10 protein-coding genes and 2 pseudogenes are annotated in these 13,933 nt (G+C 53.8%); 7 read left to right on the top strand and 5 right to left on the bottom strand.

Annotated elements, in window-relative coordinates; genetic code table 11:
- Positions 1–38: 38 nt before the first annotated feature.
- Positions 39–674, bottom strand: coding sequence for a glycerol-3-phosphate 1-O-acyltransferase PlsY (gene plsY, locus HP572_RS15570; RefSeq protein WP_010287497.1), 636 nt, complete (start codon positions 672–674; stop codon positions 39–41).
- A gap of 128 nt (positions 675–802) precedes the next feature.
- Between plsY and folB the strand changes: the two genes are divergently transcribed.
- Both folB and bacA read left to right on the top strand, forming a co-directional pair.
- Positions 803–1,156 carry a bifunctional dihydroneopterin aldolase/7,8-dihydroneopterin epimerase gene (gene folB / locus HP572_RS15565; RefSeq protein ID WP_010287496.1) on the top strand — a complete coding sequence of 118 codons (354 nt, stop codon included), beginning with the start codon at positions 803–805 and terminating at the stop codon, positions 1,154–1,156.
- A 148-nt stretch (positions 1,157–1,304) separates the two neighbouring features.
- A complete protein-coding gene (gene bacA, locus HP572_RS15560) occupies positions 1,305–2,123 on the top strand; it encodes an undecaprenyl-diphosphate phosphatase (RefSeq protein WP_205551461.1) in 819 nt (272 codons plus the stop codon).
- A 71-nt stretch (positions 2,124–2,194) separates the two neighbouring features.
- Here the strand turns inward: bacA and HP572_RS15555 are convergent, their stop codons facing one another.
- Positions 2,195–3,439 (bottom strand): multifunctional CCA addition/repair protein, encoded by a 1,245-nt coding sequence (locus tag HP572_RS15555; RefSeq protein WP_240583681.1) that lies wholly within the window; start codon positions 3,437–3,439, stop codon positions 2,195–2,197.
- A 108-nt stretch (positions 3,440–3,547) separates the two neighbouring features.
- The gene (locus HP572_RS15550; RefSeq protein WP_010287218.1) at positions 3,548–4,168 is read right to left on the bottom strand and encodes a TIGR04211 family SH3 domain-containing protein; all 621 of its coding nucleotides are present in this window, start codon (positions 4,166–4,168) and stop codon (positions 3,548–3,550) included.
- A gap of 322 nt (positions 4,169–4,490) precedes the next feature.
- Here HP572_RS15550 and HP572_RS15545 point away from each other — a divergent pair, with 322 nt between their 5' ends.
- The 5 genes and pseudogenes from HP572_RS15545 to HP572_RS15525 all read left to right on the top strand — a co-directional run bounded on the left by HP572_RS15545 (position 4,491) and on the right by HP572_RS15525 (position 12,710).
- Positions 4,491–5,828, top strand: coding sequence for an inorganic triphosphatase (locus HP572_RS15545; RefSeq protein ID WP_240583680.1), 1,338 nt, complete (start codon positions 4,491–4,493; stop codon positions 5,826–5,828).
- Between the two features lie 52 nt (positions 5,829–5,880).
- Entirely contained in the window at positions 5,881–8,736 is a 2,856-nt protein-coding gene (glnE, locus tag HP572_RS15540; protein ID WP_240583679.1) for a bifunctional [glutamate--ammonia ligase]-adenylyl-L-tyrosine phosphorylase/[glutamate--ammonia-ligase] adenylyltransferase, read from the top strand.
- Positions 8,737–8,855: 119 nt separating this feature from the next.
- Positions 8,856–10,293: pseudogene (gene hldE, locus HP572_RS15535) on the top strand (bifunctional D-glycero-beta-D-manno-heptose-7-phosphate kinase/D-glycero-beta-D-manno-heptose 1-phosphate adenylyltransferase HldE).
- 136 nt (positions 10,294–10,429) lie between these two features.
- Positions 10,430–12,484 (top strand): NAD-dependent DNA ligase LigA, encoded by a 2,055-nt coding sequence (ligA, locus tag HP572_RS15530; protein ID WP_240583678.1) that lies wholly within the window; start codon positions 10,430–10,432, stop codon positions 12,482–12,484.
- Positions 12,485–12,488: 4 nt separating this feature from the next.
- The gene (locus HP572_RS15525) at positions 12,489–12,710 is read left to right on the top strand and encodes a DUF3820 family protein (RefSeq protein WP_039486232.1); all 222 of its coding nucleotides are present in this window, start codon (positions 12,489–12,491) and stop codon (positions 12,708–12,710) included.
- A 90-nt stretch (positions 12,711–12,800) separates the two neighbouring features.
- On the opposite strand, the pseudogene HP572_RS15520 reads toward HP572_RS15525, so the two are convergent.
- Positions 12,801–13,159 (bottom strand): annotated as a pseudogene (locus HP572_RS15520) (FlxA-like family protein).
- Between the two features lie 198 nt (positions 13,160–13,357).
- The gene (locus tag HP572_RS15515) at positions 13,358–13,783 is read right to left on the bottom strand and encodes a FlxA-like family protein (protein WP_240583676.1); all 426 of its coding nucleotides are present in this window, start codon (positions 13,781–13,783) and stop codon (positions 13,358–13,360) included.
- Positions 13,784–13,933 lie beyond the last annotated feature (150 nt).

Below are 13,933 nucleotides of genomic sequence, written 5' to 3'. Positions count from 1 at the left end.
CATAAAAAAATTCCCGTGAAAACGGGAATTTTTTTGTCTTATTCTTCGGAGGACGTCTGTTCGTCTTCTGGCTGCTTCTTCTTGCGTAGCTTATTCCAGATTTTACTTTCCTGTCCGCGCCAGAGGCGTTGGATATTGTCATGATGGCGCATCAGTATCAGGCAAGAGAGCATCGCGACGGGGAAGGTAAACTGTGGCTTGAACCACCAGACATAAAACGGTGCGATGAGCGCACTGACAATCGCGCCAAGCGAGGAATAGCCGCTGAGCAGCACGGTCAGTAGCCAGGTGCCGGTCATCAGACCCGTCAGATCCCAGCCAATAGGGGCAATGGCACCCAGCGCCGTTGCCACGCCTTTGCCACCGCGAAAGTGGAAAAAGACTGGATAGATATGGCCGAGGCAGGCAGCGATAGCGGTTAGCCCAAGATACAGCGGCGGAACGCCCAATTCGTAAGCGGCCCAGACTGGCAGCATGCCTTTCAGAACATCAAACACCAATACGGTTGCAGCGGCCGCTTTGCCGCCAATACGCAATACGTTAGTGGCTCCGGGGTTCCCAGAACCATGCTGGCGCGGGTCGGGTAGCCCAGCAATTCTGCAAAACAAAATCGCACTGGAAATAGAGCCACACAGATACGCGATTAACATCATACCAAGCGCGGTAACACTCATAACGCTATTCCGTTTAGTTTGTATAGAGAGACGTTTAATAAGGGTCGTTTTACTCTTCTCATCTGTGGATAATACGCACATTCCGTCGGAAGTGGTATCCGACAGCGACAAAAACAGAGAATGGCGTGATGGATATCGTATTTATTGAAGAACTTACTGTAATCACCACTATTGGTGTTTACGATTGGGAACAGACCATCCAGCAGAAACTGGTGTTCGATATCGAAATGGGCTGGGATAACCGTCAGGCAGCTGCCAGTGACGATGTGAATGACTGCCTGAGCTATGCCGATGTCAGCGAGGCGGTGATTGCCCACGTGGCAAACCAGCGCTTTGCTCTGGTGGAACGCGTTGCCGAAGAAGTCGCACACATGCTGATGCAGCGCTTCTCGATTCCCTGGCTGCGGATCAAGCTCAGCAAGCCGGGTGCCGTCGCACAGGCACGTCAAGTAGGCGTCATCATTGAGCGCGGTACACGATAAATCTGATTTAACAGAATAAATACTGATTTACGTGCAACTAAACCGTAACCCAAATAGTCTATAAGCCAGTTATAGCGGCTCGCGGAAGTACGCAGCCGCTTTTTTGTGCGCTGCATTTTTCGTTTTTATTAGAGGCAAGGATTTTTAGATGACTGACCTGCATTCATTGCTAATCGCATTTATTCTTGGCGTGGTTGAAGGACTGACCGAGTTTTTGCCCGTATCGTCTACGGGGCATATGATTATCGTTGGTCATTGGTTAGGGTTTGCTGATGAGAAAGCCAAGACGTTTGAAGTTATCATTCAGCTTGGCTCGATTCTGGCCGTTGTCGTGATGTTCTGGCGCCGCCTCTTTGGTCTGATAGGGATTCACTTCGGAGAAGTTCCGCACGAGGGGCAAACCTCTGGGCGTCTGAAACTGACGCACATCTTGCTGGCAATGATTCCTGCCGTGGTGCTTGGTCTGATTTTTCATGACGTCATCAAGTCGCTGTTTTATCCGCAGAACGTGATGTATGCGCTGGTGATCGGTGGCTTCCTGCTGTTAGCGGCGGAATGGTTCAAGCCAAAACAGCCGCGTGCTGTCGGGCTGGATGACATCACGCATCGTCAGGCATTTATGATTGGTTGTTTTCAATGTCTGGCGCTGTGGCCCGGCTTTTCACGTTCGGGGGCGACCATTTCCGGCGGGATGCTGATGGGCGTCAGCCGCTATGCCGCTTCTGAGTTCTCTTTTATTCTGGCGGTTCCCATGATGATGGGCGCGACCGTTCTGGATCTGTATAAAAGCTGGCATTTCCTGTCGCTGGCCGACGTGCCGATGTTTGCCGTTGGTTTCGTGACGGCGTTTATCGTGGCGCTGATTGCGATTAAAACCTTCCTGAAAATCATCAAACGCATCTCGTTTGTCCCATTCGCGATTTACCGTTTTATCGTCGCGGGCGTGGTTTACATGGTGTTTATGTAAGACTGAGAACGTCGATTTTAGGTTGATCGTTATAGAGAAAAGAGGCCACGCACTAGCGTGGCCTCTTTGTTTCAGGACGCGCCTGATGAATCTGGCTGCTGTGCTTTCCAGTCTGCCAGTGCATGAATGCGGCGGCGTGCCAGTTCGTTACGCACGTCAATGCCCTTAAATCCATCGGCGACGACATCCGCACTGCTGACCTGGCTGGCGACGCGGAAGGCTTCACGCAGATAGTCGCCTTGTGGATACGGGTTCTCTTCAAAACCGGCACGGCCTCTGGCATCGGCTTCGCTCGTGAGCGCTAATTGCTCCAGACGCTGTGGCTTGCGCCAGACGTCAATCGCATCAAATAACTTCAGCAGGGTTTTGGGTTGCAGCACCTGCACGGTATGAACCAGATCATGATATTCCGCAACCAGCTTTGCCAAATCGCGAATCGGGTTAGGGATGCGCAGACGCTGACACAGGGCTTCAACCAGTTTGACACCCGCCGGGCCATGCCCGTGATGACGCGGCCAGAGTTCAGGCGGCGTCAGCCCTTTTCCTAAATCGTGGCACAGCGTAGCAAAACGTACGTCAATCTCAGGGCTGAGGCGAGCAGCCATCGCCACTGTCATCATGGTATGAATGCCGGTATCGATTTCCGGGTGCCATTTGGCGGGGGCGGGCACGCCGTACAGGTTATCGATTTCAGGGAACAGCACGGCCAGCGCGCCGCAGTCTCGCAGCACCTGAAAATAGACATCTGGCGACGAGGTACCGAGCGCTTTTTCCGTCTCTTTCCAGACGCGCTCTGGCGTCAGGTAAGCCAGCTCGCCCTCATGCGCCATTTTTTGCATCAGCGCCATGGTTTCTTCGGCAATCTGGAAGCCGAGATGCGCAAAACGCGCGGCAAAACGGGCGACGCGCAGCACCCGTAACGGATCTTCGCTGAATGCATCGGAGACGTGGCGCAGCACGCGATTCTCAAGATCGCGACGACCGTGATAAGGATCGATAAGGTCGCCTTGCTCGGTGCGGGCAATGGCATTGATGGTCAAATCGCGGCGCAGCAAATCCTGCTCTAACGTGACATCGGGTGCGGCATGACAGACAAACCCAGTATAGCCTTTGCCAGATTTGCGTTCGGTGCGCGCGAGAGCGTATTCATCGCGGCTAACGGGGTGTAAGAAGACGGGGAAATCCTTTCCAACCTGCTGGTAGCCCTGCGAGAGCAGGTTCTCCGGCGTCGCGCCGACCACCACCCAATCTTTCTCGGTGACGGATAAACCCAGCAGGCTGTCCCGAACAGCGCCGCCGACAAGGTAAATCTTCAACGTCGGGCTCCTGAATCAATAACCAATACTTCATTACATACTACCATCTTTGCGCCGCTACGTTGGCTGCAAAGAAAAATGCCTGCAAGAAGCAGGCACATGTTCTGATTAGCTCATCCAACGGTCATTTTTCTTTTTGCGGGGGATGATGTGCGGCAACAGCAGACCTAGCAGCAAGCCTATGCCAGCAACGCCGCCGCCATACATAAACCACTGTAGAATGATGGTGCGCTGCTTATCATCAAGTTGGACATTCGCTGCGCTGACTTTCTTCTGCGCAACGATAAGCTGATTTTTCAGATCCTGATTTTCCTGGCGTAATCCATTGATAACACTATCGCTGGCAGCGACTTTCTGCTGCATATCAGCGGTACGCTGGTTCCAGGTCTGATCGATATTATTCAGTTTGTCAGTCAGGTCTTTAACCTGATTTTCCAGCTCCGGCACCCGCGTGCGCAGGCTCGGCGTATTGCTAAGCTGGTCGAGAGGAATCCAGGTGGTGCGGTTTTTGTCATCACGGATCTGCGCATAGCCCGCGTTCTCATTAACGCTGAGTAACGTGACCTCTGCACCTGCATTCAGTGTGCCGACGATACGATATTGATTGCCAGGGCCGCTGTGGACATACGTCAATAACTCATCGGAAATGTAGCGTTTTTCTTCTGCCTGTGCGGTCCAGCTCAGCGTGAGAGAAAACAAAGTAAAACAGAGTAAGCCTAATTTCTGCATAAGATCATCATGTTGCGTTAATGGTGGTCCGATAGTAGAGGCTTAAGTCTGACGAGGCAATGTATAAACCGAAATGAGAACAGTCTTAGAACCTCCCCATTAGGGCTATTTCACACCAATAATGCCTACAGGGATAGGTTGTTAGAAGGCGGCAGGCCGCCTTGTTTAAGCGGGTGAAAGCGGTGTCGCTGATAGCAGGTTTGCATAAGAAATGCGCGCTTGTTCGCAGGTGAAAAAGAGTGTGTGCGGTAAGAGTAGTAAGCTGAAGTAAAATGTTATTTACTGACATGATAATGAACGTGGTCTTGGTGTTGTGAATGCTATGAGTGAAGAAATTGAGCTGAAGTTTATTGTTCATCCCGACAGCGTTGAATCGCTGCTGACGCAACTGGCTGACTGGGAGAGTGATTACAGTCAGTATGAGCACATGCGTGCTCAGCGTCTGAGCAATACCTATTATGAAACGGCGGATAATTACCTGCGCCGCAATGGCATCGGCCTGCGTATTCGTGGCGAAAATGAACGCTACGAAATGACGGCGAAAACGGCTGGTAAGGTGATTGGCGGGCTGCATCAACACCCAGAATATAACGTTGAGCTGGAGAAAGCTGAGTTGGATCTCAGCCTGTTTCCGGCGGAAGTCTGGCCGGAAGATTGCGATGTTGTGGAACTGCAATCGTCGCTCAATCCGCTGTTTAGTACGGATTTTACGCGTGAAAAGTGGGTGTTTACTTACTATCAAAGCGTGATTGAGGTTGCCTTAGATCGCGGTGAGATTCGTGCCGGAGATCTGAGTGAACCGCTGTGCGAGCTGGAGATGGAACTTAAGATTGGGCAGACCACCCATCTGCTGGAACTGGCAAAGGAAATCGCAGAGTTTGGTGGTATGCGGCAGGGTAGCCTGAGTAAGGCGGCGCGCGGATATCATCTGGCTAAAGGTAATCCCGTTCGCGAGTGTCAGCCTCTCACTCGATTGGCTGTGGATCCAAAAACCAATATCGATCAGGCCATTCGCGCAGCGCTGGAGCTGGGGTTGAGTCACTGGCAATACCACGAAGAACTGTGGGTAAGAGGGAATGCCTCTGCCCGTGAAGCCCTGCCAGAAGCCAGCGCGATGATGCGTGAAATGTTGGTGCTGGTGGGCGGTGTCGTGTTACGCAAGGTCACCACGCTTTTTCGCTCTGCACTCGCCACTCTGGAGGCTCGGCTACAAAGCTCCGACGGTGCGGAAGTGTGCTACAGCGTCGACTATCTGCAAAGTAAGTTGGTACTGACTTCTTGGCTGGTTGAGTCTGGCTGGCGTGACCATATGGATAATAAAGATCGCATTAAGCTACAGGGTTCGTTCAAACGCTTTGCCGACATTATGCTAAGCCGTAGCACCGCGGATCTGAAAAGCGCCTTTTCTTCTAAATTAACGGAAGCGCAGTACGAACAGCAAATCCCTCGTCTGCAACGTAATATCTACGCGTTTCTTCTCTTATCCAGTGCTTATCCGGCGGAGCAGGTGGAAACCTACATTTCACACTGGCGGGCGTTACTCCAGGAAATTGAGCGGCTCGCTGCCGGGCAGGCACCTTCTGCCTATCTGGAAGCCTACCGTAAAGAGGTGCTGAACTTGTCTCCGTTCTGGCTACATAGCGGCGGACCATCACAGTAACCGTTAACTGCCGCTTGTCAGTGAGGATAGGCGGCGCATCAAGGGAACCCCCATGTCGATACTTCCTTTGCCCGCTTTACCTGTGCTTCTGACGGAACAATCTCAGCGTGCTCTGTCGCGTTTGCGGGAAGCCGCACCTGATGAACCGATAACCGACAGTGACTCTGCTGTTCTGGCATTGAGCGATTTTGTCAGCGATGCGCTTGCACTGCATCCTGACTGGTGGCAAGGGATTCATCAGCAACCGCCGCAGCCCGAAGAGTGGCAGCATTACGCTGACTGGTTGAATAACGCGCTGGTCGATATTAACGATGAAAATGCGTTGATGGCGGCATTGCGCCGGTTTCGTCGCCATATGCTGACGCGAATTGCGTGGTCGCAGGCGCTGCAAACCAGTACCACGGAACACACGCTGCGTCAGTTGAGTGAACTGGCAGAAGTGGTGATCGTGGCGGCTAGAAGCTGGCTATATCAGGCCTGTTGTCGCGAGTGGGGCACACCTTGCAATGCGCAGGGCGTGGCTCAGCCTCTGCTGATTCTTGGCATGGGAAAACTGGGTGGGGGAGAACTTAACTTCTCTTCGGATATCGACCTGATCTTCGTCTATCCCGAAAATGGTCATACGCAAGGCGGACGACGCGAGCTGGATAACGCGCAGTTCTTCACGCGTCTGGGACAGCGACTCATTAAGGTGCTGGATCAGCCGACCGTTGATGGTTTTGTTTATCGTGTGGATATGCGGCTACGTCCCTTTGGCGACAGTGGCCCGCTGGTGCTCAGTTTTGCGGCGATGGAAGATTATTATCAGGAGCAGGGCCGCGACTGGGAACGCTATGCGATGGTCAAAGCGCGTCTGATGGGAGGAATGGACGATGCCTACAGTCAGGAACTGCGCAGTACGCTGAAGCCCTTTGTCTTCCGTCGCTATATCGATTTCAGCGTGATCCAGTCGCTGCGAAATATGAAGAGCATGATTGCACGCGAAGTGCGTCGCCGGGATCTGCGCAACAACATCAAGCTGGGTGCGGGCGGCATTCGTGAAATCGAATTTATCACGCAGGTTTTCCAACTGATTCGTGGCGGGCGTGAACCGGGGTTACAGGGGCGCTCGCTGCTGCCTACGCTCCAGCATGTCGGCACTCTGGGATTATTAACGCCGCAGCAGGTGCTCGATCTCAGTACCTCTTACCTGTTTCTGCGTCGTTTAGAGAACCTGTTGCAGGCGATTGCCGATGAGCAGACGCAAACCTTGCCGGGTGATGAGCTGAATCAGCAGCGGCTGGCATGGGGAATGGGTTTCGAGAACTGGGACGCGCTGCAATCCATGCTGGAACAGCATATGCAAGCGGTGCGTCACGTCTTTGATGACCTGATTGGCGATGATGCGCCGGACAATAATGATATCCCTGAACATAGTAGCTATAGCAGCCTATGGCAGGACACGCTGGATGATGGCGAGCTGGCTCCGCTGACGCCGCATCTCTCGGAAAACGTGCGTGAAAAGCTGATGCGGACGATTGTGGAGTTCCGTCACGATGTAGCGAAACGCACGATAGGGCCGCGCGGGCGAGACGTGCTGGATCAGCTCATGCCGTGTTTGCTGGCGGAAGTCTGCGCTCGTCAGGAAGCAGATACGGTGCTGTCTCGTCTGACGCCGCTGCTGCTGGGGATCGTCACACGCACCACCTATCTCGAACTGCTGCTGGAGTCTCGCGCTGCGCTCGGCCAACTGATTCGCCTGTGTGCGGCATCGCCAATGGTTGCCAGCCAACTGGCGCGTTATCCCCTGCTGCTGGATGAATTGCTCGATGCGTCAACGCTGTATCAGCCGACGGCACCGGGCGCGTATGCCGATGAGCTACGTCAGTATTTGATGCGCGTCCCTGAAGATGATGAAGAACAGCAGTTGGAAGCGGTTCGCCAGTTCAAGCAGTCGCAGCAGCTACGCATCGCCGCAGGGGATATCGGTGGCGTACTGCCCGTGATGAAAGTGAGCGATCACTTAACGTATCTGGCGGAAGCGATTATCGCGGCGGTGGTTCAGCAGGCGTGGGGACAGATGGTGGCGCGCTATGGCCAGCCGTCCCATTTGCAGCACCGTGAAGGCCGTGGGTTTGCCGTTATTGCTTATGGCAAACTCGGCGGCTGGGAGCTGGGATACAGCTCCGATCTGGATTTGGTATTCTTGCTGGATTGTCCCTCGGACGTGATGACGGATGGCGAACGCAGTATCGATGGTCGCCAGTTTTACCTGCGCCTTGCACAGCGAGTGATGCATCTGTTTAGCACCCGGACGTCATCAGGCATTTTATATGAAGTGGATGCCCGTCTGCGGCCATCGGGCGCGGCGGGTATGCTGGTGAGTACGGTAGAAGCGTTTGATGAGTATCAGCGCAATGAGGCATGGACGTGGGAGCATCAGGCGCTGGTGCGCGCGCGTATGGTGTACGGCGAAAGCGGCGTGCAGCAGACCTTTGAGTCTATTCGCCGCAGCATTCTGTGCGCCGAGCGTGACGCGGAGACGCTGCGAACCGAAGTGCGCGAAATGCGGGAAAAAATGCGTCAGCATCTGGCGAACAAAGATAAAGCACTCTTTGACATCAAAACGGATGCGGGCGGTATTACGGATATCGAATTCATTGCCCAATATCTGATGCTGCGTTACGCCGCTCAGGAACCGCGTTTGACCCGTTGGTCAGACAATGTGCGTATTCTGGAACTGATGGCGCAATATGGCGTGATGGAAGAGAGCGAAGCCAATGCGCTCAAGCTGGCCTACGTCACCATGCGCAATGAACTGCACCATCTGGCTTTGCAAGAGCTGTCCGGTCGGGTCAGCAAGGATCGGTTTGTTGCGGAGCGGGAGCAGGTGCTGGTGAGTTGGAATAAGTGGCTGGTGGGAGCGTAAGTTCCTTCTATCTATTGGTCAAATGTGTCGTGCGGTTTAGAGCCGCGCGGCAGTGGCGTGTATGATACGTGCCTATGATATTATTACGCGCATTATGCGAAATAAGCCTGGAGTAGAGGATGAAAGTGACGCTGCCTGATTTCCGTCAAGCGGGTGTGTTAGTGGTGGGTTGATGTCATGCTGGATCGTTACTGGTATGGGCCGACCAGCCGAATTTCACCGGAGGCACCGGTGCCTGTAGTCAAGGTGGATACGATCGAAGAGCGCCCCGGCGGCGCGGCGAACGTCGCCATGAACATCGCTGCATTGGGCGCGGGGTCGCGTCTGGTGGGGTTAACGGGCATTGATGATGCTGCTCGCGCACTGAATGCCAAACTTGGCGAAGTGAATGTGAAGTGTGACTTTGTCGCGGTTCCTACGCATCCGACGATCACCAAGCTGCGCGTGCTGTCGCGCAATCAGCAGTTGATCCGACTGGATTTCGAAGAGGGCTTTGAGGGAATTGATCCTCAGCCGATCATCGAGCGTATTCAACTGGCGCTGCCAAAAATTGGCGCGCTGGTGCTGTCTGACTATGCAAAAGGCGCATTAGCGCATGTGCAAACCATGATTCAGACGGCAAAAGCGGCTGGCGTTCCGGTGTTGATCGACCCGAAAGGCACGGATTTTGCCCGTTACCGTGGCGCGACGTTGCTGACGCCAAATCTGTCTGAGTTCGAAGCGGTGGCAGGGCGTTGCAAAACGGAAGAAGAACTGGTTGAGCGCGGTATGCAACTGGTGGCCGATTACGATCTGTCCGCGTTGCTGATTACCCGTTCCGAGCAAGGAATGACGCTGCTACAGCCGGGCAAAGCACCGCTGCATTTGCCGACGCAGGCGCAGGAAGTGTACGACGTGACTGGTGCGGGCGATACCGTAATCGGTGTGTTGGCCGCTGCGCTGGCGGCAGGCAACCCGCTGGAAGAGGCCTGTTTCCTGGCGAATGCCGCCGCAGGCGTCGTCGTCGGCAAGCTGGGTACGTCCACGGTCACGCCGATTGAATTGGAAAATGCTATTCGCGGCCGTGCCGACACCGGATTTGGTGTAATGACCGAAGAACAGCTGAAGCATGCCGTTGAACTGGCGCGTCAGCGTGGCGAAAAGATCGTGATGACCAACGGCTGCTTCGATATTCTGCACGCCGGACACGTGTCTTACTTGGCAAACGCCCGCAAACTTGGCGACCGATTAATTGTTGCGGTAAACAGCGATGCCTCAACCAAGCGTCTGAAAGGACCGACTCGTCCCGTCAACCCGCTGCCGCAGCGGATGATCGTTCTAGGTGCGCTGGAAGCTGTCGATTGGGTCGTGCCGTTTGAAGAAGATACGCCGCAGCGCCTGATTGCCAGCATTCTCCCGGACATTCTGGTGAAAGGCGGAGACTACCAGCCACATGAAATCGCCGGTAGTGAAGAAGTCTGGGCCAACGGCGGTGAAGTGAAAGTCCTGAACTTTGAGGACGGCTGTTCCACGACGAACATCATCAACACAATTAAAGCCAACACGTCTAAATCTTAAATGAAATAAAACTGACGGTGCTCGAAAGATTTCGGCGCCGTTAGGCCGCAAGCTAATGATTCTCGCTTTGGTACATCACGGGCGAGAATCATAACAATCACGACGCCGACAGGGCGACACGTCAGATAAAACAGGTATGAAACCAGTGAAGAAAGAACCAGCCGAAGTGAATGCGGCCGCACTGCGGGTAGCGGAGTTGCGCCGGGTCTTACGCCATCACGAATACAAATATCACGTTGAAGATGCGCCCGAAATTCCTGATATCGAATATGACAAGCTCATGCAGGAACTGAAAGCGTTAGAGACGGATCACCCCGAGTTGGTGACCAGCGATTCTCCCACGCAGCGCGTGGGTGCCGCACCGCTGGCGGCATTTGAGCAGGTACGCCATGAAGTGCCGATGTTATCGCTGGATAACGTCTTTGATGAAGAGAGCTATCTGGCCTTCAGCAAGCGAATTGGCGACAGGCTGAAGAACGGTGACGATCTGACCTTCTGCTGCGAGCTGAAACTGGATGGTTTAGCGGTCAGCCTGTTGTATGAAGACGGCGTTCTGGTACAGGCGGCTACGCGCGGGGATGGCACGACCGGGGAAAATATCACCAGTAACATTCGTACCGTTGCAGCGATTCCACTGCGCCTTGAGGGTGACAATATTCCGCGTCGTGTTGAAGTACGCGGTGAAGTGTTTATGAAGCACAGCGGTTTTGAAAAGCTGAACGAAGAGGCTCGTCGTACGGGGAGTAAAGTGTTTGCCAACCCGCGTAACGCTGCCGCCGGATCGCTGCGCCAGCTTGACCCGCGCATTACGGCTAAGCGTCCGCTGACCTTCTTCTGCTATGGCGTCGGTCTGCTGGAAGGCGGTGAGTTGCCCGCCAGCCACTGGGAGCGACTGATGCAGTTCAAGAATTGGGGACTGCCGGTTAGCGACAGAATTAAGCTGTGCACTGGTCTGGCCGAGGTGCTCGATTTTTATCGTCAGGTTGAGCAGACACGTAGCGCGTTAGGCTTTGATATCGACGGCGTGGTTGTCAAAGTTGACTCTCTGGAACTGCAGGAACGGTTAGGGTTCGTTGCCCGTGCGCCTCGCTGGGCGGTGGCTTTTAAATTCCCGGCGCAGGAACAGCTGACTTGGGTGCGCGATGTCGAGTTTCAGGTCGGGCGGACAGGCGCGATTACGCCCGTCGCGCGTCTGGAGCCGGTCGCTGTGGCTGGGGTTATCGTCAGCAACGCCACGCTGCATAATGCCGATGAAATTGAGCGGCTAGGTTTGCAGATTGGCGATCGCGTTATTGTGCGCCGAGCGGGGGATGTGATCCCGCAGATCGTCGGCATCGTGGAGTCTGAGCGGCCAGAAACGGTGCGCCCGATCATTTTCCCGGCAGCCTGTCCCGTGTGTGGATCTGACGTTGAACGCGTAGAGGGCGAGGCCGTCACGCGCTGTACCGGTGGCCTGATCTGCGGTGCCCAGCGCAAAGAGGCACTGAAGCATTTTGTTTCTCGTCGCGCTTTGGATGTGGAAGGTATGGGCGATAAGATCATCGATCAACTGGTGGAAAAAGAGTACGTCAAGACGCCAGCCGATCTGTTTCGTCTGAGCGCTGGGCTCATGACGGGGCTGGATCGCATGGGGCCGAAATCCGCGACGAATCTGGTCAACGCGCTAGAAAAGGCGAAAAGTACCACGCTGGCACGTTTCCTCTATGCGTTGGGGATCCGTGACGTTGGCGAATCGACGGCGGCTAATCTGGCTGCTCATTTTGGTTCGCTAGAGGCGCTTTTTGCTGCCGATGAAGAAGCACTGCTGGCGGTGCCGGATGTCGGTAAAGTCGTTGCCGCGCATGTGCGTCATTTCCTTGAGGAAGAGCACAACCAAACCGTGATCCGCGAATTGACCGATCCCGCTGGCATTAACATTCACTGGCCAGCGGTTCAGGTGGTTAATGCGGAAGAGATCGACAGCCCATTTGCGGGGAAAACGGTGGTCTTGACCGGATCGCTAAGTATTCTGTCCCGCGACGAAGCCAAAGATCGGTTAACGGCGTTAGGGGCGAAAGTAAGCGGCAGCGTCTCGAAGAAAACCGATATGGTGATTGCGGGTGAAGCTGCGGGTTCTAAACTGGCGAAGGCGCAGGAACTAGGGATCCCAGTGATCGATGAGGCGGAAATGATCCGACTATTGGGGGCGTAAACGGATGGAAAAAGAAGACCTGATAGACATTGCCACGATGCAGATGCCGTTTGGTAAATACAAAGGGCGAGTGCTGATCGATTTACCGGAAGAGTACCTGCTGTGGTTCTCCCGCAAGGATGAATTTCCTAAAGGTCGCTTAGGGGAATTGATGCAGATTACGCTGGCAATCAAGATAGAAGGTCTGCAAGGGTTGGTCACGCCGCTGAAGCGGTCCCGCTCCTGATTATCATTTCCTGTCGTAACCTCTGACGAAAAAGGTCGCTTCAATGAAGCGACCTTTCACATTGACTGGCTACCCCATCCCTGACGCAGACTACACGTAGATATTAATCTGGTTATCTGCTGTCGGGCGGTTAACGCCTTCTTGTTTAGCACTTTGAGCCGAAGATGTGGAATCAGACTGCTGTTCCGATTTTTCACAATCTGCAAGCGGGCAATTTGTGCCTGTAACGCCTGGATCTGCGCTTGAATGGCCTGCTGCTGCTGTTCGATCAGTTTACGTTCTTCGTCGCTTTCTGCGCTGGAAGCGGATTCGGTCAGTTTACTCACCTGTTTGGTAAGCGCCTGAACCTGCTTGGTGAGCTGCGCAATCTGTTGCTCTGAGGTGTTGCTGCTTTTACTGCTGCTTGCCGTGGTTGTCGATACGCTGATACTACTGATGGTGTTTGACATTTTCCCTCCTGAAAAGATGCCGATGTACCCGAATGACTTGGGCTAGATGCCTGTGCATCGGCAATTTAAGCACTTTCTCGAAGGGGATATTGTTGGCAATGAAACATGAAATGCTCACTTTCCTGACAGCTCATGTAACAAAATGTATCAGTCAGGAAAGGGAGAAAAAGAAAGAGAGGGATACGCCAGATATTGCAGTTAGACGTAGATATCAACACCGCCTTTTTGGGCTTTATTTACAGTTTGTTGTGATGTTGTTTTGGATGCAGCTTCCATCGCTTTCTTTTCCGCTTCTTCTTTTTGGATGCGGGCAATTTCGGCATAGAGCGCCTGGATTTGTGCCTGAATCATCTGCTGCTGCTGTTTGATGAGTTTACGCTCGTCTTCACTTTGCGCATTGGCAGCCGATGTGCCCAGATCTTTTAGCTTTTTGGTCAGCTGTTTGATCTGATGTTGTATTGCGGCAATTTTTTGTTGAGCAGCACTACTGCCAGCAGGCGCAGCTTTACTCTCACTCGTCGATGCAGCCTTACCCTCCGTATTAGATCCAGACTTGCTGGCCGTAGAGGCCGCTGCTACGTTTGATACCGTATTCATTGTAATCCGGCTGATATCATTGGCCATCACTTCCTCCTGAAATAAGTCAATTCTGCAGTGATTATCGGCAGTCTCGCCCTTTTCTTTACGAAAAGCTTACAAAACTACGAGGGGGACATGCGCTTACAGGAGGGAAAGAAAGGGGGGCAAGGGGGCTTTCTACTCCCTTGCCGCAAT

It is taken from the genome of Pectobacterium sp. PL64, from assembly GCF_022477975.1.
In the GTDB taxonomy this organism is placed as follows: Bacteria; Pseudomonadota; Gammaproteobacteria; order Enterobacterales; family Enterobacteriaceae; genus Pectobacterium; species Pectobacterium jejuense.
Note: the sequence above shows the minus strand (reverse complement) of the source record. Positions and strands in the feature narration are given on the sequence as shown.

Bases quoted from the DNA above. Each gene is read 5' to 3' on its own strand.
- plsY (WP_010287497.1), bottom strand. From the start codon at position 674: ATGAGTGTTACCGCGCTTGGTATGATGTTAATCGCGTATCTGTGTGGC.
- folB (WP_010287496.1), top strand. From the start codon at position 803: ATGGATATCGTATTTATTGAAGAACTTACTGTAATCACCACTATTGGT.
- bacA (WP_205551461.1), top strand. From the start codon at position 1,305: ATGACTGACCTGCATTCATTGCTAATCGCATTTATTCTTGGCGTGGTT.
- HP572_RS15550 (WP_010287218.1), bottom strand. From the start codon at position 4,168: ATGCAGAAATTAGGCTTACTCTGTTTTACTTTGTTTTCTCTCACGCTG.
- HP572_RS15545 (WP_240583680.1), top strand. From the start codon at position 4,491: ATGAGTGAAGAAATTGAGCTGAAGTTTATTGTTCATCCCGACAGCGTT.
- glnE (WP_240583679.1), top strand. From the start codon at position 5,881: ATGTCGATACTTCCTTTGCCCGCTTTACCTGTGCTTCTGACGGAACAA.
- ligA (WP_240583678.1), top strand. From the start codon at position 10,430: ATGAAACCAGTGAAGAAAGAACCAGCCGAAGTGAATGCGGCCGCACTG.
- HP572_RS15525 (WP_039486232.1), top strand. From the start codon at position 12,489: ATGGAAAAAGAAGACCTGATAGACATTGCCACGATGCAGATGCCGTTT.
- HP572_RS15515 (WP_240583676.1), bottom strand. From the start codon at position 13,783: ATGGCCAATGATATCAGCCGGATTACAATGAATACGGTATCAAACGTA.